Genomic DNA, 18,696 nt, shown 5'->3' on the forward strand with positions numbered 1-18,696 from the left:
ACCGGTCCCTCCGGGGGTGTTTGTGAGACCACGGTGCAGCGCGCTGACCTGGTAAAAGGTACATCGGTGGAACCTGTGAGACCGCCCTACGCGTACGCGCGCGGGGGCCGTACGTGAAGGGGCCCCGGTGGTGCGCGAGCCGCCCTAGCTCTTCGCTCACCACCGGGGCCCGGGGAGGCCCGCGCTCACGGGGAGAGCAGCGGGCGGGCTTGTGGACTCACATGTCGCTGGCGAGTTTGGCCAGGAAGTCGGCGTTGGCCGCGACGTCGTGGCCGAGGACGACCTGGTGGTGCGGGAGGGCGGCGAGCCGGTCGGCGACCGTGGCGCGGGCCAGGTCACTGCCGCCGCCGTCGATGCCGTGGGCCAGGCCGAAGTGGTCCGGGTAGCGGTCCTCTGTCGAGCCGCTCATGAAGTCGTCCTTGCCGAGCGTCCGGTCGCCGTCGACCAGGGCCGGAACCGCGGCAGCGTCGATCCGGGGGAACAGCAGCCCGGCCGCGCAGCCGCCGGCCGCCAGCTCCATGCCGAACCAGCTGCTGAACTGGTCGGGGAAGACCTGCACCTTCCGCTCCCGCTTGCCGCCGGGCTCCCACAGCGGCTCGCGCCGACCGGCGAGCAGGGCATCGGTGACGTCCTGGTGCTGGGTCGGGTGGAGCTGCTCCCCGCCCTTGAGCCGGTCGCGGACGACGTCGTACAGGCCGAGCGCGTCCAGGAGGCCGAGGCCGATGGCCGCAGCCGACGGCCAGGGCAGTACCCGCAGCTCATCCCCGGCGACCTTGACGAACACCCTGTCATTGGCGAGCAGTTCGGCGCCGCGGCTGGCCAGCAGCAGCGCCGTGGTGGTCTTCCCGGCGCCCTTGGAGCCGAAGGTGAGCAGCGCCCGCCCGTCGCGGACGACGGCGGAGGCGTGCAGGAGCGTCCAGCCATCCCGCAGCAGGGTCGCGCGGATCATCTCGCGTGCGATCCGGGCCGTGGCCAGCGCCAGGGGCTCACGGTCACGGCCGGAGATGGTGACGTGCCCGCCCAGCTGCTCGGAGCGGTAGGCGAGCTGCTCGTCCGGCGCGACGGCGGTGATGGTGCCCGTGCTGTCGCGGGCGAGGAGCAGCCGGGCTTTGGCGTAGGTGGCCACGCTGTGCGGCACGGACGAGAGCAGCGCGGCCAGGTCGGTGTACGCCTTCTCGTCGATGTCGGCGGTGACCAGGGGCCCGGCGCAGACGCTGCCCGTGGGGACCTCGAACGCCTTCCACCAGGGGCCGAAGTACCGGCGGGACCAGTCGGTGACGAAGGGCGTGTTGCTCAGGACAGTCACGCTCGCGTCCGCGGCCTGCAGCCGGGTTGCGGTCGGGGTACTCACATCGTCTCCAGGGAGTTGGGTGCGGGTCCGGACGGCCGTAACGCCTGGTAGGCGCCACGGAGTTTGGTGGCGGTCGCGGCCAGTTGCGCGTCTTCGTCCGCGTCGAGGGCGGGCAGGCACGCTACGGGCCGACCGGCGGTGAAGCGCAACGGAATTCCGAGCCAGTCGCCGCGGTGTTCGCAGGTCAGTTCCTCGGTGCCGTCGACCAGGCCGAGGGCCTTGCGCAGGGTGGACAGCACCGCGCCGGCGGGCCCGGAGCGGGTGCGGCCGACGCCCGCGCTGATCCGGCCGGGGCGGGTACGCAGTTCCGCGCGTACCTCCGCAAGGGGGACGGCGGCAGGCGTGCCGTTGACGGTGGTCGACGATGCGCACACCACCGCGCCGTCTCCGTGTTCGCCGATGACGTGGCCGTGCACGGCGGTTGCGGGCGCGTCGAGCAGGCGGGCCAGGGTGAGCCGGTAGCGGGCGGAGTCGAGGTTCGAGCCGATCCCGTACACCCGCGGGCAGCCGGAGGTCTCGACGAACAGCCGGGTCATCAGGTCGACGGGGTTGGTGACCACGAGCACGGTCCCCTGGTAGCCGCGCAGCGCGGTGCCCAGCGCGCGGATGACGGGCGCGTTGGCCGCCACCCCGCCCATCCGCACGTCGGCGGCACAGTTGTTGGTGAACGCGGCCCGTGCGGCGACGACGACCGCGTGACAGCCGATCAGGTCCGCCACGCGGCGGGCTTCGGGCTGCACGGGCGAGGCGGTGCTCTGGCGCATGTCGTCGAGGTCGGCGACCAGCGCCGCCGCCTGCTCCCGCGTGCGGGAGGCGACCAGCAGCCGCTCGCAGATGCCGGAGGCCACGAGGGTGGTGGCGACGGCCTGCCCGACTGCTCCGGTGCCAACGATCCCGACGGCGCCCACCTGCTGCGGCGTCATACGGCGACCGCCTCAGCCAGACCGAGCGCGCGGTCCCACACGGCGGGCGCGTCGGTGCCGGCCGCCAGCTCCGCGCTGATCTGCTCAGTCATCCGGCACAGATCGACCGCCCTGCCGACGAGCGCCAGGCCCTGGTCGGGCAGCGGCAGCGCGGCCGGGGCCGACAAATACGTGGTGAGGATGTTGACGCTGTCCATCAGCCACAGCACCAGCAGCTCCCGCAGCCAGGCGCGGCGGGCAGACGCGGGCAGCACGTCCATCCGCGCCGCGGCGAAGGCGCCCACGCCGTACGCCGCAGGTTCGCTGTTCTCCGGACCGGGCCGGGCAGCAGCCAGCAGGAGCACGGTCCGGCTGATCAGCTTCGCGGCGTCCACCACGGGGGTGGCGAGCAGCAGGCCGGGGTCGAGGAACACCGGCCGGGCGGACAGTCCGTCAGGGAAAAGGACATGTTCGGGCTTGAGGTCGCCGTAGGTCGGCACGCGCTGCGCCACCGAAGGCAGGCCCGGAGAGGGGAGCCGGTGCAGCCGGGCCACGATGCGGCGCAGCAGCTCGACCACCAGGGGCCGTTCCTCAGGTGCGCAGCGGTCGGCGCCGAGCCGGTCGACGTACGCGGGACCGCTCAGCCCGTTGAACTTCCGCTGGAACGTGCCCCGGATACTGCGTTCACCGATGATCCCAGCCGGAGTGAGCAGCCGGGAGACCGCCGGACGGTGCAGCTGGTGCAGCTCACCGAACGCGCTCTCCAACAGCGCGGCCGTCTCGTGCGGACGCTCCAGCAGGAGCCCGGCCAGGGTCGGGCCCGTCACGGAATCGGTGAACAGCACCCCGCGCTGCAGCCCGGCCACGGGGCAGACCCGGGGCCGGCCGACCCGGGCCAGGAGCCGCAGCTGCGCCGCCTCCCGGTCCATCAGCGCATCAGCCCGGCGCACGTACGCCTGCTGCTGCACCCGGACCTCCGGCCACGGGCCGCAGGCGCCCCGCAGCAGCGAGACCAGCGACACCCCCAGCATCGAGTACTTCGCGTACAGGGGGCGCCCGTCCACGCGGACACGGCGCACGTAGCCGGTGACGCTCGGGACGTGGTCGCCGAGGTCGACGACGGCGCGCGGCCACAGGTCGGCGGCAGCGGCAGCGATCTCGCGGGTGGCGAAGGCGAACACCTCGCCGGCGTCCGGGACGGGGGGAACAGGGTCGGGCGATGTGCTCACGGCTGTGGTGCTCACGTACGCCTCCAACGGCAGTGGATGGGAAGCCCGCCCGGGGCACCGGACGGGGCGGCGCATGGTGGCTGGGGGAGGAAGTCCCCGGCAGGCCGGTTGAGGAGCGGGCGCCTGCCGGGGGCTCCCGTGCGCCCGAGCCCACGGGGGGAGGGCATCGGGCGTCTCGGGGAGGGATGGTCAGGAAGGGGGGAGGCCGTACCCGGCGGCCTGCAGCTGGTCGAGGCGCTCGTACAGGATGCGAACGACCCGGGCCCGGTTCTGTGCGGAGGCGAGGGTGGGGCGGGGATCCACCGACAGGCGTCGGCGGGCCTCGCCGAGCACGGTTTCGGTGAGCGAGCGCAGCGGGCTGCGGCGCGGCAGTTGGGCGCACAGTGCCCGTACGTCGTCAGCGACGACGCGGGCATGCCCGGCCAGCAGCCGGGCGATCTGCTCGCAGTCCGTCGGCGGGAGCGTGTCCCCGGTCGCAGGCAGTGCGATCACCGCGGTGACCAGCAGCATGATCGGTTCCCGGTCGAGGGGGATCTCCCGGGTGAGCAGGCCGTGGGGATCGCACAGCACGAGCACCGTGCCGGAAGTCTGGAGAGGGGTGTCGCTCATGACGCCATCGCCTCTTCGTACGAGCGCGCCAGTTCCTGCAGACGCGCGGCGAGCCGGTCGGGGTCGACGAGCACGGGGACGTCGAGAGTGCGCGGGATGCCGACCCAGTCGGCCACAGTGCTGCTGTCCTGCGTGGTGCGCGGCATGAGCAGCTGGTGGCCCCGGCCGAGGACCCGCACGCCCGGGATACCGGCGAACGCCTCGCCGTTGCCGGGCGGCACCATCACGTACAGCACGCCGCGCAGGTGGTCGGCAACGATCAGGTACCCGCGGCGGGTGCCGATGCGCATCGCGGCGAGCGCGTCCAGGCCCAGCTCTATGGGCTTCACGCACACGGCTTGCCAGTCCTCGCCGCACGCCACAAAGTCCGTGTGATTGCGGCCCCGGACCCAGAGCGCACGCTTGCTGTCGGTTTCGGCAGCCAGCTCATGCCACGTTGGGGTGGGCTTCTTGGTTCTCTTGGCCGCTCCGTTGGCGGAGGACTTCGCCACGGCCGCCTCCCTGATTCGTCGTCATGTCACCGTCCACGCAAGCAGCAGCAGGGGGGCGGGAGCGACGCCAGCCCGATGCAAGAACGATGTAAGTCCGTCCCGCACGGGTGATCCGGCCTCAAGAGCGGGGCATGACAGAGGCAGGAGCGGTACGGTCGCCGCACCCCTGTCGACACGCGGATGCTGCCCCGGAGCCCGGTATGGCCGACCGCCGCCATAGCCCCAACGTCCAGCTGCGCGCCGTGCGCGAGGACGAATTCCAGATGTCCCGCCAGGAGTTCGCGAAGCTCATCGTCAAGACGGGCACCGAGCTGGGCGAGGCGGTCGGCTGCAACGCCCGTTTGGTGGCCGCATGGGAGGACGGGGAGGTTGGCCTTCCCCGGGCGGTCTACCGCCGCATCCTCACGCAGATGACCGGCGGTCACAGCATGGCCGAACTCGGTTTTCGTCTCGCCGCCCCGGCGACAGCACGGTCCGTACCGACGGCCGCCACCACGTACGGGCTGGAGGAGGAGAGTGATCCGGTGGAACGGCGCGCGTTCCTGCTGGATGGCGCATGCGCGGTCCTGGCCCTCCCCCGTGGTGCTGGCAAACAGGCGCCAGGAAGGATCGGCGCGAGCGAGGTCCGCGCCGTCTCCAAGGCTGTGACCCGGCTCTACGCACACGATCACGACCACGGTTCGGCCCCGCTACGCACGGCCGCGACCGAGGCCCTGCACACCGCCTACCAGTGGCTGCAGAGCGGCACGTACACGGAGAAGACCGGGCGGAAACTCCGCTCCGCGACCGGTGCCCTGTCGATCGCCGCCGGGTGGCTCGCCTTCGACTCCGGCCGCGCCGGGGACGCCCATTCGCTGTATGGCGAGGCCCTGGCCGCTGCCCGGATCGCGGACGACGCGGAACTGGAAGCGCACGCCTTCGGATGCCTGTCACTGCTGGCCAAGGCGAGCGGCCGACCCCGTGAGGCGATCTCCGCAGCGCAGGGTGCGCAGACCGTCGCCCGTGGGCTCAACTCCCCGCGGATGCTCGCCCTGTTCAACATGCGGGAGGCCAGCGGATGGGCCCTGATGGGCGACCCGTCGGCAACCGACCGAGCGATCGTCCGCGCCCACAACTTCTACGCCAAGGGCTCATCCGAGAACGACCCGGGATGGCTGGAGTTCTTCGCGCCCGGCGAGCTGGCCGGCCTTGAGTGCCTTGCCCGAGCCGATCTCGGACAGCACGAGCGGGCTGGCGCTGGCGCCGAACAGGCCGTGCTTCTCCATGGCGAGGCGTTCGCCCGGAACCGCGCTCTGTACACCGCCGACATCGCCATCCAGCATTCGGTGAGGGAGCGTCCCGAGCCGGAGGCAGCCGCCGAGGCCGCGGGCCGCGTCCTGCAGTTCCTCCCCGAGGTGCGCTCCGACCGGCTGCTGCAATCTCTGCACAACGTCGCGGGCGCGCTACAACGGCACAACCGCGTCCCCGCGGTCGCCGACTGGATCGAGGAGTACCGCACCATCACCGCCACCGGAGGAGGACGGCCGTGACCCCCAGCACCCGCACAGACGTCGTGATCCGCACCTACGGGCCTGGCCAGGTCCCGCCCCTGCTCGACACCATCGCCGACGTCTGGGCCGATGCTCACCCCGAACTCGTCAACAACCCGGGCGCCGCCACCGACGGCCTGTCCGCCGACGCGCTGCGCCGCCAGGTCGTCGGCCACCTGCGTCACGAGGGCTTCACCCTGGTCGCCGCGTACGCGCACGGCACGATGGTGGGCTTCGGCTACGCCTTCCCGTGCACGCCGGAATATTGGTACGGCCCCGACCTCCTGCCGGACATCCCCGAGGACGTCCGCGCGGGCCGACTCATGGGGCTGTGCGAACTCGCCGTCAGCCCCTCATGGCAGTGCCAGGGCATCGGCACACGACTGCACGCCGAGCTGCTCAAGGCCATCGCCCCACAGTGGTCCTCATTGCTGGTCCGCCCGGACAACACCGCCGGCCGCAGCCTGTACGACCGACTCGGCTACCGATACGCGGGCCCGTACCGGAACACCCCCAACGGACCGGTGTTCAACCTGCTGCTCCTTCCCGTCGAAGACGCAGCCTGACACCGGCGTTGGGGAACAGCCGTCCGGGCCGCCGGGGGCAGGTGTCACAAAATCCGGCGGACTGCGTTCCCTTCACCGTGACGATGCGAACGACACCACCCCCGGCCCCGGCCCGGACTGTGCGCGGCGCTCGCGTACGCCACCGGCGCCCGACCAGAGCTGGGTGTATGGCTGCTGATCGCGCCCGTTCTGGTGCTGCTCGCTCTCGTCGACATCGCCGTACACCGCCTGCCAGACATCCTGACCCTGCCGCTGGCTGTCGCGACGGTGCTGCTGCTCGGTGCCGCAGCCCGTATCCCGGGCCACGCGGGATCGTGGACCATGGCGCTGTACGGCGGGCTCGCGCTCGGCGGCGCCTACTTCGTTCTGTTTCTGATCAGCCCGGCGGGGATGGGGTTCGGGGACGTCAAACTGGCTCTCGCCCTGGGTGCCGCGCTCGGCTGGCACGGCTGGGACACAGTCATGTTCGCGGCTTCGCCGGACTGCTCCTCGCGGCTCTGTACGGGGCGGGGCTGGTCCTGCTGCGCTGTGCGAGGCGCGAGACGATGTTCCCGTACGGCCCCTTTCTCTGCAGCGGCGCGCTGGCCGGCGTCCTGCTCGGAGCGGGGCTCTCGGCCTGACTCGAGCCGGCGGTCCCCGACTGGTCCGGCCGCCGCGGCAGGGCGAGCCTGGGAGCATGAGCAGCGCACCGATCACCGTGCATCGCCCCTCAACCTCCGGTGGCCGACGGGTGACCGTGCACCGGCACGGCCGTGACGAGATCCTCGGCGTGGCGCACTCCGACCACGACCTCATCGTCTTCCTCGAAGCGGCCGGGATCATCGACCCCGAGACGGTGCTGGACGACCCCCGCTGGGTGGAATGGCGCGACGGCCGGGCCCATCAGTGGACCGCGGCCTGATCTTCCACCTGAGCCGATCCGCTTTGCGAGGGTTGCACGGGCCGGTCACGCCGCTGAGGTGCTTTTGGCCGACGCGGAAGCCGAATCGAACACCCCAGCCCACCGGTGACCGGTCACGCGATCGGCGACCCCGGCAAGCACAAGGCTGGGCATGCTCACCGGGCCGGACGAAAGGATCACCAGTTCGCTGGCGGCCGCGCGATGTACGACCCGCGCACCGGCGACACGGGCACGCCCCGGCCCGGGCGGCGTGAGCTGCCGCTTCTACAGGAGCGGCGTGACCGTCACCCCACCCGACCGCAGCTGCGCGCACCCGACCATGGCTCTGACCACGCTGCCAAACAGCCCATCCACGGCTGGTCGGCAGTCCACCACGTCCCGGCATCAGTCGTTCGGCCGGAAGGGGAAACGGTCAGCCATGGTGGACCGGCGCCGGATTGGTGCCTCTACGAACGGGCCTTCAGCATTCAGCGGGGGCGTACATCCGCGTACACCTGTGCCCGTACTCGCCGGGGACGCGCCACACCGGCGTGACGTCGGAGGTCGCCCACTGCTGCTGGAGCCCGTCCATCACCGTGCGGACGGTGTCCTCGTCCGCGGCGGTGATGTCCAGGACCACAAGCCCTGGCTCGGCGATGTGCTGCTCGTGTCCCCACCGACGGCTCCGCTCTGGCATCCGGTTCGCCGGCCGGGGGAGAAGCATCCGTACGAGGGAGCCCGGTCACCGACTGGCCGGGCTTCGGTCGCGCGGACCGTGTCCGGGCCGTAGACAGGGGAGTGCAGCTGCGTCCGCTGACAGGACCGGGCGGGCTGCGACCCCAAAGTCGGGGAGCCGTGCCAATCCCCCGAGCAGCACGGCTCCCTGTCGGGAGCGAGGACCTGGTGGTGCTACGTCCGCCGGTGGAGCCGATGCTCGCCCAGGCCCGGGAGACCCTCCCCGGCCCCGGCGTCCTGCCCGGCGGGCTCGCGTTCGAGGCCAAGTTCGACGGCTACAGGTGCCTGCTGTTCACCCCTGCCCGGCCGGGCGGGCCGATGCTCCTGCAGTCGAGGCGCGGCAGCCTGATCCAGCGCCACTTCCCCGACCTCGTCACCGCGGCGGCGCAGCTGCCGCACGGCCTGGTCCTGGACGGCGAGCTCGTCGTCTGGTCGCAGGGGCGGCTGTCCTTCGAGGCGCTGCAACGCCGCGGCTCCGCCGGCGGCCGCACCATCGAGCAACTCGCGGAGGCGCTGCCCGCGTACTTCATCGCCTTTGACGTTCTCCAGGCGGGCGGCGAGGAGCTTCTCACCGAGCCGTACGAGCGCCGCCGCGCCGTACTGGAGGAGCTGTTCCGCGACCATGGGCTGAAGCTCCACGTACCGCTGCACCCCCACCATGGCAAGCTGCTCAACCGCGCCCAGGCACGGACTTGGATTGGCTTCCTCCCACTCGAAATCCGGTCGACCAGCTCGGCCCCATCGATATGGCTCCGGCGCAGTCATCTCGGTCTTGAAGGTCTCAGCGAGGTGACGCGCGCTCGCAGTCAACTCCAAGAGCTCCTCTGAGGGCACAGCCTCGGCACGAAGAGTCTGCGGTGCGGTGAGGTCCCACCACGCCACGGGCAGGTCTCCAGGGCGGGGCCCGCCTTGGAGGCCAGCGTTCGCCAAACAATGGGCGCATGCCCTCCGAAGGAGCGCTGATGGATGCAGGCCGGCCAGCGCGTGGCCGATCTCCGTCTTCACGGACGCCAGCAGCTGCACTGTGTTCGCGCACCGAGCGCGGCTCAGCGCGCGGCCCGCCAGGCCCGAGAGCACGATGGGCTCATGCGCCCCCTCTCCCGATTCGCCGTCGGCGCCGCGGCTGACGTTGTGGAAGCCTTCAGCGGTAGTGCCCACGAGATGCTGTTCACCAGCGCTGGCCTCGGCCGCTACATGCCGAGGTCGACGATGAACCTGGCCAAAGCAGCCATCCTCGCGCGCACCATCAACGCAGCGCAGGGGGCAGCCGAGCGCGGCGACGAGGAGGCGGCCGAGGGCCTGCACATGTTTGTTCGCCTGGCCGCCGAGCGCATCGCCCGCGACGGCGAGGACGGAAACCCCTCATGGGAACGACTGCGGGAGGCTCTGCGCGCGGACGGCTTCGATCCGCGTATCGAGGAAGACAGCCGCGCCCGGCTACTGCCCCTGTACGAGCCGCGGGCGCCGCTGTCCGACGAGATCACCGCGCTGCAACACGACTTCAGGCGGCTGAGACTTCCGGTGGCCGACAAGCACTACGAGGAAGCCGTCAAGGCTTGCGCACGTGAGGACTACGGGGCTGCGAACGGACAGATCCGCACGATGCTCGAAGAGGTCGTGTGCCAACTCGCTGAACGTGAAGGGTTCGACCGCGAGCGAGCGGGCGACGGCGGCAAGGCGATCCAGTACATGATCGACTCCGGGAAACTGCCCAAGCGCGAAGGCGGAAACATGGTGCAAGGCCTGTGGCAGATGACGCACACCAACGGTCCGCACCCTGGCACGTCGACCGCTGGGGAGGCTCATTTCCGGCTCCAAGCGGTGACTGCTGCGGCTAGGTTTCTGATCGACTATTTCGCCCCCACGTAAACCGGCCCGGCCACGACCACGACGGCCCCGACCCCGGCCCGCTTCCGGGCAGACGTAAACCGCGCTGATAGGCGGGCCGCTGGACGGGCTGCTCCTGGACGTCACGGGCTGGACGCCACATGAGATCGACACCGGTGTCGCCCTGATGACGGATCTGGGACAGTTCGGGCCCGGTGGCCGGGCGCTGTACGCGCCCCTCTGACCGGAGGCGTTTCGACTGGTCCGGTGAAAGCCATGACCATGAGCCCGACCATGGCAGGTCAGGAGTCGGTGATGTGGTCGAAGCCGCTCAGCATCGGGGTCAGCTCCTGCGCGCAGCCGCACAGCGTGCACAGCCGCGTCGCTGGGTTCTCCGCGACGTTCAGGGCGTGGTCCAGATCGAGCAGCGGCGCACCCTGCGGGGCCTCCTCGCAGGTCCGGCGCGTGCAGGACACCGCCTGACGGGCCGCGGCCGCCCTGCTTCTGCAGCACCCATCCCGAAGGCCGGCGGTCCCCGAGCATCTCGCGGACCGCCGACTGCGGCGACGGCTCCAGGCGCTCGGTGACGACCTGGTCGTAGTCGACTCCGTCGACCGGCCGCACATGCTCCGGAGCGCGCACCCACACCCGGTACTCCGCCGCCTCCACACTGCCGTCCTCGCGATCTCGGTACGACGGCATGCCAACCAGGTACAACCAGCCCGTCTCCGTCTGCCGCCGCTTCCACAGCCGCGCGACGACTTCCTGCTGCGGATGCCCCAGCACCGGATCGGCGGGCAGCACGACACGGACCGGCACCGGCACCAGCTCGGGCTCAGCAGCGTCATCGGAAGGCGTCGTCACGGCCCCACGGTAAGCGGGCTGGCCGCTGCGGCCCATCGCCGCCGCCCGAGACTCCTAGGCTCTCGGCATGACGATGACACCGGCTGAGCTGGAAGCTCAGGAACCGACACTGGAGCTCCTCAACAACGAGGCGGCCTCGCGCCTGACGCGCCAGTCGGACTCGCTGGCGAAGATCGACACCAAGGCGGTGTTCCTGATCGGGTTCGCGGCCACCGCCGCCCAGTTTCTGGCGACGCACAAGCACCACGACGTCCTCGCCTACTGCGCCTTCGCCGCATACGCTGTCTCTCTGCTGGCTGGGGTGCAGGCCTTCCGGGTGGCTGAGTATAAGGACCTGGAGCCGCGTCCCCTGGTCGTCAACTACGTCCGCTTGCCCAAGGGCCTGGCCCTGATCCGGCTGGCCGCATCTCGGGCGTCACTCTTCGAAGAAAACCAGCGGCGCCAGCAGAAAAAGGCCAGGTACTGGTTGGTGAGCCTCTGGTCGCTGATCGTCGGCCTTGTCCTGTCGACTGTCGCACTGCTGGTGCACACTTGAGTCCCATGAGCAATGAACAGAACCAGGGGGCCGGTCAGCCCTCGCCCGCACCGGCTTCTCCGGCCCCGGCGCCTCAGCAGGACGTCGTCGACATCTACACCGACCCGGCGCTGATCGGGACCGACAAGAAGAACGACACCAACCCCGTGCCCAACAAGGCGGCGCGGCCGCAGGGCAACACCGAGACGCGCTGAGTCGGCGCTCCAACGGCCGTCGGGAGCGAGCGACGAGATCGGCCGCGTTCAGAGGCTGCTGGTGATGTGCTGCTCCCACCGGTACAGCCATTCCGTGTGCTCGGGGCTGCCCGGCGCGGGCGCGGTTTGCAGGTCCTCGGGGAGAGTGATCTCTTCCGGGGCCCACGTGCCGTCGTTTGAAGTAGCAGGCCCAAACGGCCTCGCGAGCGGAGCTGATGACGATGGCGCCCACGGCCCCGTCGTCGGCGAGCGCGCCTTCGTCCACGGCGGTGCGGCCGGCCTCGATCGCCTTGCCGCTGCTGCGGAACACCTGGGTGGTCATGCCGTGCGGGTGGCTCTTGCCGGTGAGGCTGAACAGGGTCCACTGGGTGCCGACGGCGTCGGGCCACCACTTGCGTGCTGCCTGCCGGGAGATCCCTGTGGCCAGGCCCAGGTCCGCGTAGCTGGCCCCGGCCCGGCCGGCGCGTGCGGCGGCGTCGGCGGCCAGGCGCTGCGCGGCGTCGCCGACTTCCGTGGCGACCTCCAGGTACATCAGGTGGACCGCCTGTGTGAACCATGGTGACGACACGATCACCCAACCGGAGGAGGAGCCCAAGGAGGAGATCGTCGGACAGCGACTCACTCTCGCCGGGCAGCCGCAGCTCGCTCCTCTTGCCAATACAGCACGAGGAAGAGCGCGAGGAGGAGATCGTCGGACAGCGACTCACTCTCGCCGGGCAGCCCCACTCGTTTGGGACGGGTGCCGAGTCGGTCGTAGACGATTTCGATCGGGCCGACGGCACGCGCGCGGCTGCTGAGGTGGTCATATCTCAGTTCATGAGGGCCGATGCACAGCAGGCGGGAGGCGAGCTTGCTGTGTTCGCAGCTCCACTGGCCGACGGTGCGCGGCAGGCTGGCCCACCGACTGTAGGTGATTTCGGCGGCGCCCACGGCGCGCAGACGTGTACCGAGGCGGTCGTATTCGAGCGTCCATGAACCAAGGGTGCGGGGTCGGTTGCCCAGCCGGTCGTAGGTGATCTCGGCGCCGCCGATTCCGCGCAAACGGGTGCCGACCATGTCATAGGTCAGCTCGATGTCCATGCGTCGACTCATTTCTGGGGCGCAGCGGTGTCCGGAGCTGTTGGCGCGGGGCGGACCCGACGAGCCCCCCGACCGCCAGGGCTTTCCGCACCAGGCTCAGCCGCGAGTCATCGTCTCGTAGTGGCGGGTGACCTCCGCGATGTTGAAGGTCAGCAGCTTCTCCGCGAGGGCCGGACCCAGCTTCTCACGGTCGACGAACTCCCGCAGCACGACGATCTCGTGGACTTCGTGGGCAGGCCAGCCAGAGTTGAGCTCATCAACATTCAGTGACAACGCTCAACCTTGGCACAGGACATCGGGGAACAACGGCTGTACGACTGTTCCCCGACGCCGGAGGTGCAAGAGGTGTCACGCCCGGCCGGCTGCAGAATCCGCCCCTCGCCGCCAACTGCGCGCCGCGCCGCGCCGCGCGCTCGGGATCCTTGCCCAGTCCTCCGGGGCGGCGGAGGTTGGTGAGCCATTGCCCGACCGGCTTGTCCATCGCGGTGGCGTGGCGGGGCGTGGCCCAGGACGCCCGGCCCAAGATCGCCGACGATCTGAAACGGCAGAACGACGCACTCAAGAAGAAGCTGGCCGCTGTCCGCAAGGAGCGCGACCAGCTGGACCGGGACATCAAGCAGCTGGCCCGTGTGGTCCACGTCCTCGAAGTCGAGAATCACCAACTTCGGACGAATTCCGGCACGGGTGCTGTGGTCCGGCCTTTGCCGCAGCGCCGCTCATGATGTCGCTCATGCTCACGGAGTCGTCTCAACGTCGGCCTCATCAACCCACCGCGCGAGGATGCTGAACGCTGCCAACTGTTCGAGGGCTTCGTTCTCCTCCAGCTCGTGATCAAGTTCATGAGCGATGGGGTTGCGGATCGCAGAGTAGACGCCGCGAGCGAAGCTGCCCGCACCTTCGTGACGGCTCCGATAGGTGTCGCTGCCATCGTCGGCTCCGAGCCGGAGCCGTGGCTGTCCGCTGGCCGGCGGCTTCATGGAGAAAGCATCCGACAGCAGCTTGGCCTCCGACAGATCCTTCCGCTCCAGCTTGGCCTGAGTCTGGGCATTGATCGCCTTGGCCGCCATTCCCACTGCCTCGCGGAAGTGTCCGCTACTCCAAAGCCCCTGGACACTGCCCCACACCCACGGGTGGAGCGTTGCGGCATCAAGCTGCGGGGCACCGCTGCCGAGGTTGTCGATCAGTTCCTGTTCGGCCTCCAGCTGAGCAATCGCGCGATGGGCCGCTTCGCGATGACGCCAATACGGCTGCCTCTCGCCCTCCGGCCACTCTTCCTTCCGCCACGCGGGCAGGACGCGGTCGAGGACCTGCTCGATGATCTGGGCAGCGGCCTGCACCTCGGCCTCGGGTTTGTCGAGTTTGTAGTTCCAGAAGCCAACAGTGTTCGGAGCATCTGGCACGTACGTGATGGAAGCGGTCTCGAGGAACGACTTCAGCTTGTTGATCGCCCACTCGCGGTTCATCTGGCTCACGTCTCAATCATCCGCTATGCCCCAGCGGTAACGGGAGGATTTGTGAGTCCAGGCAACACGCTGAGAGTTGACACAGAAACCACTGCTGCATCATGAGGCGGCCTCCAGGCCACTACTGGCCGACTTCGGCGCTGCGGCGTAGCCATTGAGACTGATGCGATCGCCCCTGTCGCGCTCCCTGTCAGAGCCAGGTGCCTTCCAGTGCGCGGCGGTCGCCGGTGAGCGCGTAGCGGCGTACGGCAAGGATGGTTTCGACGTCGCAGCCGACGTCGTCCGCGTACCGGGCGAGGACCTTGTCGACGGCTTCCTGCTCGGACCAGAACGCCGGGGCGAGTTCGAGAGCGATCTGTCCCAGCCGGCCGCCGGCCGCGGCCATCTCGTCGACCAGGCGCCGTACCACCGTCGTGTCAGTGGGCTGCCGCTCGGCGTCAGCGAGCGCCCGCTGAAGGCCGTCACCGGTCTCGGCGGTGTAGTCGGCTGTGGGGAGCGGATCGCGGCGCAGTTCGTCGACGGCCTGGCCCACGATGGCGCGGACCGTTGGGAACTCAAGCTGCCCGGCCTGGGCAGCTGTGGCGAGCCGCTCGGTGACGGCGGTGGTGAGTTCATCGAGGCGGCCGTGTACTTCGCGCAGCGCCCGCTGCGACAGCCCCAGATCGACCAGTCCCGCCGCGTCCGTGTCACCCGCGGGTGACACCGGGGCCAGAACACCGGCCGCCCCGATCGCCCGGTCCAGCGCGCCGGCCGACTCGGCGATATCGATCAGCCGGTACGCCTGCGCCCTGCTGATCCCCAGCTCTTCCTGCGCGTACGCACCCCACCCGGAGTACCCGAGCGCGACCCACACCCGGGCCCGGTGCGCCGCCTGCACCCGCACGGCCAGGACGACCGCGGCCCGCCGCGCCTCACCGATCGCCGCGCGCAACTCCTCGGTCAGCCGGACCGCATCGGCCCGCCCGACCGGCTCCAGCGCCGCACCCTGACCTTCTCCATCTCCGGAAGCCACAACTCCATGGTGCGCGCGGCGAGACCATCCGGACAGGGGGCGCAAGAAGCACGCACACTCCGAACGGGCCTGACACCGGGAGCGCGAAGTCCCGGAGCCATGACAGGGTCCGGGACTTCTGTGCACTTCACTTGACGCCGGGTGCGCGTCGCGGACGAACTCGGCATCGACGCCGACCGCACGCGATCGGGCCGCAGCTGCTGATCCTCCTCGAAGAGATCAACGCCACCATGAAGCAGCTGGCCCGCTACTGGGAGAAGACCCGCGAGTCCGGCGCGTACGCCTGCGCCAGGACAGCTCCCAATAGCAGTGAGCTTCGGCATATGCCTTTCGGTATTCCCTGAGGCAACCCGATTGCCCCTCTCTTGTTGCACCGTGAGGCCGTGTCCCTGTTCCTGGGAAGGCAGGCATATACCAACAGCGAAGCGACGGGATCCCATGTCAGTAGCGCAGAGAGCACGCATGGAGCTGGAGAAGCAAGCCCAGGCCGCGGCCAGGCGGTACCGCGAGACAAACGTCGAGCGGCAGGCCGTCGAGAAGCATCTGGATGCCGGTACGAGGTTCCCGGATTCGCCGGAGGCGCTCGCCGCTCGCGCGAAACGGCTGCTCGACCGGGGCGGGGTGCCGGCCGCAGCCGTGGTGGAAAGCATCCGCCCCGAGGCGCTGGATGTGCCTGACACCAACGAGCGCATCATCGGCACCTCCAACGACCTCCAGGCGTGGAACTTTCTCCCGCGCGGCGTTCGGGCCACCGGCAGCGTCGCCCGGATCTCGGTCCGCGAGAACGGTCGTGAGCTGCCGCTGGGCACCGGCTTCCTCGTATCGCCTCGGCTGCTGATGACCAACAACCACGTGCTGCCCGACCAGGCATCCGCTCACGAGTGCTTCGTGGAGTTCAACGCCCAGGTCACCGTCGACAACACACCCGAGGCGGCAGTCCGCTTCGAACTCGACTCCGGCGCCTTCTTCCTCACGGACGAACACCTCGACTTCACGCTCGTACAGATCGCCGCCAACGCCGGCAGCCTCGCCCCGGGCGAGAGGTTCGGGTGGAACAGACTCAGCGTCCAGACCGGCAAGCTGGTCATCGGCGAACCTGTGAACGTCATCGGCCACCCGATGGGCCGCCTGAAGGAGATCGCTGTCCGGGACAACGCCCTCCAGGTGCGACTGGACGATTTCCTCCACTACAAAACTGACACCGAACCCGGCAATTCGGGATCCCCGGTCTTCAACGACCAGTGGGAAGTGGTGGCGCTGCACCACAGCGGCGTGCCGAAGACCGACGATCAGGGCCGCACCCTGCGCAAGGACGGCCAGATCTGGCACCGCGGTGACGGCGACGACGCCATCGACTATGTGTCGAACGAAGGTGTACGCATCAGTGCAATCCTCAAACACCTCGCTACGGTGCCACTCGGCCCCGCCCCGCGCACACTTCTGGCCGAGATGGGCGCCGACTCCGGCCTGCAGCCAGGTGCCATCCTCCCTGGCCCGGTCGAGACGCTGTCCCCCGCCGCAGCAGTCCCCGGGCGTGAAGCGGCTGCGGCCCACGTCGGGATCCCCGGAAAGAGCTCGGCCTTCGGTGGCAAGCGCAGTCTGGTCTTCCTGCACGGCAGGCGCCAGGAGAAGAAAGACCCCGAGGTGCTCCGCCGCAAGTGGTCTGCAGGACTGAACGAGGGACTCACCCTCGCCGGGACCACTCCGATCGACCCGGGGGATATCTGGTTCCCGTACTACGGCGACGTGCTCGTGCAGGCCATCGCACAGCACGAAGCCAGCCCCCGCTCGTTGGATGAGACCGCCTACGGCGCGGTGGAGATCGGCGCCTCCGACCCGGGCGATGCAACGTTCAGGCAACTCGTTGCCGAGGCGGCGGAAAAGGAAGGCATGCCGCAGGAGGAGCAGCTGGCCACCGAGGGATTCGGGGGCGCCGTGATCGTCGGGGCCCTGCGAAGTCAGCTGGGCTGGCTGGCCGCCAATACCGATCTCGACGAAGTGACGATCGAAACGATCCTCCGGGACGTCGCCGCCTACCTCCAATACCCGGACGTCCGAGAGGCGGTCCTGGACTGCGTACTCACCACGATGCCCTCCGCCGGCAAGGTCACCCTGGTCACCCACAGCCTCGGCACCGTCGTCGGCATGGACCTCATCCACCGGCTTCCGCCAGAGCTGGAGGTTGACCTACTCGTCACCACCGGCAGCCCACTGGGCATGGACGCCGTCTACAACCGGCTGCTCCCCCCCGGCCCCAACCGCCCCGATCGGGTGACTCATTGGTTCAATGCGTGGTGCCCGACCGACACGGTTGCCATCGGCTGCCCGCTCAAGAAGGTCTGGACCGGCGAGCTGACCGATCTGGCCGTCGCCAACTCGCGGGACCGCGCGCACAACATCGAGGAATACCTCGCCCACCCAGAGGTCGCCGCCAAGATCGGAAGCACGATCTCGGCATGACAAATCGCTGACTCGGCCACACGCCGAGCCGGCGATGGCTGGCACGCTGTTGTCAGCGTCCGTGGCTGCTGTGGTGAGCCGTTCGGTGACGGCGGTGGTGAGTTCGTCGAGGCGGCCGTGTACTTCGCGCAGCGCCCGCTGTGACAGCCCCAGTCCATGAGGGCGCCCGCCCCAGCTGTCACCCGCGGGTGACAGCTGGGGCGAATCGCAACGCGATCCTGCGGCCAGCGTCCGCCGATCTGCGGAAATGGCCCCAGAGACCCAGGGATCGGATCCCCGGGCCTGGACGGGCATTCCCGTTCCGCCGAACGGCTGCCATAGGGCGCCAGCAGAGCCGGAGTACGAGCACGATCAAGACGTGACAGTTATGCCGAGACGGGGTCGCAGAGGCCCGGCCTCACGGGGCCGGCACGCGCCGGAACTGAGGTCCGTTTGGCTCGTGGGGCCGCTCACCATTCTGGTGGCCTTGGCTGCAGGTGTCGGGATCTACATCCTCTTCCGCAGTCTCGCGCCGCAGGGGAGCACGCAGGAGCCCGTTCCTGACCACGAGGTGATCCGCACCGCCCTCGCGACCCTCGCCTTCGTCGCCGCCGCTCTCGCCGGGGTCTACGCCTACCGCAAGCAGCGCCTCGCCGAAGGAGACGCTCAACGGGCCGACGACAACCAGCTCGCCGAGCGCTACACCACCGCCGCCGACCAGCTCGGCCACGATGAGGCCGCGGTACGGCTGGCCGGCGTATACGCCATGGCCCGGCTCGCCGACGACTGGATCGAGCAGCGACAGGTATGCATCGATGTCCTGTGCGCCTACCTGCGTATGCCGTACGAACCCGATCCGGCAGCTAGTGTCTCGTGATCCTGTTTGTATCACTTTGAGTTGTTTGCAACGAGCTTCTTGATGTTGGTCTGGACGAGGCGGACCTTCGCCAGGATCTCTTCGGCGGTTGCCGTCCAAGTGAACGGTTTCGC

Annotated in this window: 20 protein-coding genes and 3 pseudogenes; 12 read left to right on the forward strand and 11 right to left on the reverse strand. The window is 69.7% G+C overall.

Translation table 11 applies throughout. The features are described from left to right. Window positions 1–217: 217 nt before the first annotated feature. The 5 genes from J7I98_RS37015 to J7I98_RS37035 all read right to left on the reverse strand — a co-directional run bounded on the left by J7I98_RS37015 (window position 218) and on the right by J7I98_RS37035 (window position 4,582). Window positions 218–1,351 carry a hypothetical protein gene (locus J7I98_RS37015; protein WP_214929462.1) on the reverse strand — a complete coding sequence of 378 codons (1,134 nt, stop codon included), beginning with the start codon at window positions 1,349–1,351 and terminating at the stop codon, window positions 218–220. After that, window positions 1,348–2,274, reverse strand: coding sequence for an NAD(P)-binding domain-containing protein (locus J7I98_RS37020; RefSeq protein ID WP_214929463.1), 927 nt, complete (start codon window positions 2,272–2,274; stop codon window positions 1,348–1,350). Before J7I98_RS37020 ends, J7I98_RS37015 begins: the two co-directional genes overlap by 4 nt. Beyond that, window positions 2,271–3,497, reverse strand: a complete 1,227-nt coding sequence (locus tag J7I98_RS37025; protein WP_308378065.1) for a hypothetical protein — start codon at window positions 3,495–3,497, stop codon at window positions 2,271–2,273. The genes J7I98_RS37020 and J7I98_RS37025 overlap by 4 nt, the downstream gene beginning before the upstream one ends. Window positions 3,498–3,671: 174 nt before the next feature. Further along, the gene (locus tag J7I98_RS37030) at window positions 3,672–4,091 is read right to left on the reverse strand and encodes a DUF6415 family natural product biosynthesis protein (RefSeq protein WP_214929464.1); all 420 of its coding nucleotides are present in this window, start codon (window positions 4,089–4,091) and stop codon (window positions 3,672–3,674) included. After that, window positions 4,088–4,582, reverse strand: a complete 495-nt coding sequence (locus J7I98_RS37035; protein WP_214929465.1) for a hypothetical protein — start codon at window positions 4,580–4,582, stop codon at window positions 4,088–4,090. The genes J7I98_RS37030 and J7I98_RS37035 overlap by 4 nt, the downstream gene beginning before the upstream one ends. Window positions 4,583–4,782: 200 nt before the next feature. On the opposite strand from J7I98_RS37035, the gene J7I98_RS37040 reads away from it, so the two are divergent. The 4 genes and pseudogenes from J7I98_RS37040 (at window position 4,783) to J7I98_RS37055 (ending at window position 7,578) form a co-directional block, all read left to right on the forward strand. Continuing rightward, window positions 4,783–6,111: a hypothetical protein gene (locus tag J7I98_RS37040; RefSeq protein WP_214929466.1), complete on the forward strand. Its 1,329-nt coding sequence runs from the start codon at window positions 4,783–4,785 to the stop codon at window positions 6,109–6,111. Beyond that, window positions 6,108–6,677 (forward strand): GNAT family N-acetyltransferase, encoded by a 570-nt coding sequence (locus J7I98_RS42740; protein WP_214929467.1) that lies wholly within the window; start codon window positions 6,108–6,110, stop codon window positions 6,675–6,677. The genes J7I98_RS37040 and J7I98_RS42740 overlap by 4 nt, the downstream gene beginning before the upstream one ends. A 117-nt stretch (window positions 6,678–6,794) precedes the next feature. Next, window positions 6,795–7,297: pseudogene (locus tag J7I98_RS37050) on the forward strand (prepilin peptidase); the annotation flags it as partial. Between the two features lie 56 nt (window positions 7,298–7,353). Continuing rightward, window positions 7,354–7,578, forward strand: coding sequence for a hypothetical protein (locus J7I98_RS37055; protein WP_214929468.1), 225 nt, complete (start codon window positions 7,354–7,356; stop codon window positions 7,576–7,578). Window positions 7,579–8,038: 460 nt separating this feature from the next. On the opposite strand, the gene J7I98_RS37060 is transcribed toward J7I98_RS37055, so the two are convergent. Then, window positions 8,039–8,254: a DUF6207 family protein gene (locus J7I98_RS37060; protein WP_214929469.1), complete on the reverse strand. Its 216-nt coding sequence runs from the start codon at window positions 8,252–8,254 to the stop codon at window positions 8,039–8,041. A gap of 206 nt (window positions 8,255–8,460) precedes the next feature. On the opposite strand from J7I98_RS37060, the gene J7I98_RS37065 reads away from it, so the two are divergent. From J7I98_RS37065 to J7I98_RS43165, 3 genes and pseudogenes are all read left to right on the forward strand, one after another. Next, window positions 8,461–9,120, forward strand: coding sequence for a hypothetical protein (locus tag J7I98_RS37065; RefSeq protein ID WP_308378066.1), 660 nt, complete (start codon window positions 8,461–8,463; stop codon window positions 9,118–9,120). Between the two features lie 138 nt (window positions 9,121–9,258). After that, a complete protein-coding gene (locus J7I98_RS37070) occupies window positions 9,259–10,161 on the forward strand; it encodes a hypothetical protein (RefSeq protein ID WP_214929470.1) in 903 nt (300 codons plus the stop codon). Between the two features lie 8 nt (window positions 10,162–10,169). Further along, window positions 10,170–10,394: pseudogene (locus tag J7I98_RS43165) on the forward strand (hypothetical protein); the annotation flags it as partial. A 27-nt stretch (window positions 10,395–10,421) separates the two neighbouring features. Here the strand turns inward: J7I98_RS43165 and J7I98_RS37075 are convergent. Beyond that, window positions 10,422–10,938, reverse strand: a pseudogene (locus J7I98_RS37075) (DUF6233 domain-containing protein). Between the two features lie 112 nt (window positions 10,939–11,050). Between J7I98_RS37075 and J7I98_RS37080 the strand changes: the two are divergent. Further along, a complete protein-coding gene (locus tag J7I98_RS37080) occupies window positions 11,051–11,518 on the forward strand; it encodes a hypothetical protein (RefSeq protein ID WP_251021734.1) in 468 nt (155 codons plus the stop codon). Window positions 11,519–11,523: 5 nt separating this feature from the next. Next, window positions 11,524–11,712: a hypothetical protein gene (locus J7I98_RS37085; RefSeq protein ID WP_214929471.1), complete on the forward strand. Its 189-nt coding sequence runs from the start codon at window positions 11,524–11,526 to the stop codon at window positions 11,710–11,712. Window positions 11,713–12,330: 618 nt separating this feature from the next. On the opposite strand, the gene J7I98_RS37090 is transcribed toward J7I98_RS37085, so the two are convergent. Together J7I98_RS37090 and J7I98_RS37095 are read right to left on the reverse strand one after the other, a co-directional pair. Next, the gene (locus J7I98_RS37090) at window positions 12,331–12,792 is read right to left on the reverse strand and encodes a hypothetical protein (protein WP_214929472.1); all 462 of its coding nucleotides are present in this window, start codon (window positions 12,790–12,792) and stop codon (window positions 12,331–12,333) included. A 96-nt stretch (window positions 12,793–12,888) separates the two neighbouring features. Then, window positions 12,889–13,065: a hypothetical protein gene (locus tag J7I98_RS37095; protein WP_214929473.1), complete on the reverse strand. Its 177-nt coding sequence runs from the start codon at window positions 13,063–13,065 to the stop codon at window positions 12,889–12,891. Between the two features lie 200 nt (window positions 13,066–13,265). On the opposite strand from J7I98_RS37095, the gene J7I98_RS37100 reads away from it, so the two are divergent. Then, window positions 13,266–13,514 carry a hypothetical protein gene (locus J7I98_RS37100; protein ID WP_214929474.1) on the forward strand — a complete coding sequence of 83 codons (249 nt, stop codon included), beginning with the start codon at window positions 13,266–13,268 and terminating at the stop codon, window positions 13,512–13,514. A gap of 12 nt (window positions 13,515–13,526) precedes the next feature. Here J7I98_RS37100 and J7I98_RS37105 read toward each other — a convergent pair whose 3' ends face one another. Continuing rightward, a complete protein-coding gene (locus J7I98_RS37105) occupies window positions 13,527–14,255 on the reverse strand; it encodes a TIGR02391 family protein (protein WP_251021745.1) in 729 nt (242 codons plus the stop codon). Between the two features lie 190 nt (window positions 14,256–14,445). Next, on the reverse strand, window positions 14,446–15,267 hold the full coding sequence (locus J7I98_RS37110) for a hypothetical protein (protein ID WP_214929476.1): 822 nt from the start codon (window positions 15,265–15,267) through the stop codon (window positions 14,446–14,448). A gap of 462 nt (window positions 15,268–15,729) precedes the next feature. Between J7I98_RS37110 and J7I98_RS37115 the strand changes: the two genes are divergently transcribed. Together J7I98_RS37115 and J7I98_RS37120 are read left to right on the forward strand one after the other, a co-directional pair. Then, window positions 15,730–17,727, forward strand: coding sequence for a serine protease (locus tag J7I98_RS37115; RefSeq protein WP_251021735.1), 1,998 nt, complete (start codon window positions 15,730–15,732; stop codon window positions 17,725–17,727). 466 nt (window positions 17,728–18,193) lie between these two features. Then, window positions 18,194–18,583: a hypothetical protein gene (locus J7I98_RS37120; protein ID WP_214929478.1), complete on the forward strand. Its 390-nt coding sequence runs from the start codon at window positions 18,194–18,196 to the stop codon at window positions 18,581–18,583. Window positions 18,584–18,696 lie beyond the last annotated feature (113 nt).

Origin of the sequence: Streptomyces sp. ISL-98, assembly GCF_018614055.1 — a bacterium.
Lineage (GTDB): Bacteria > Actinomycetota > Actinomycetes > Streptomycetales > Streptomycetaceae > Streptomyces > Streptomyces spiramyceticus.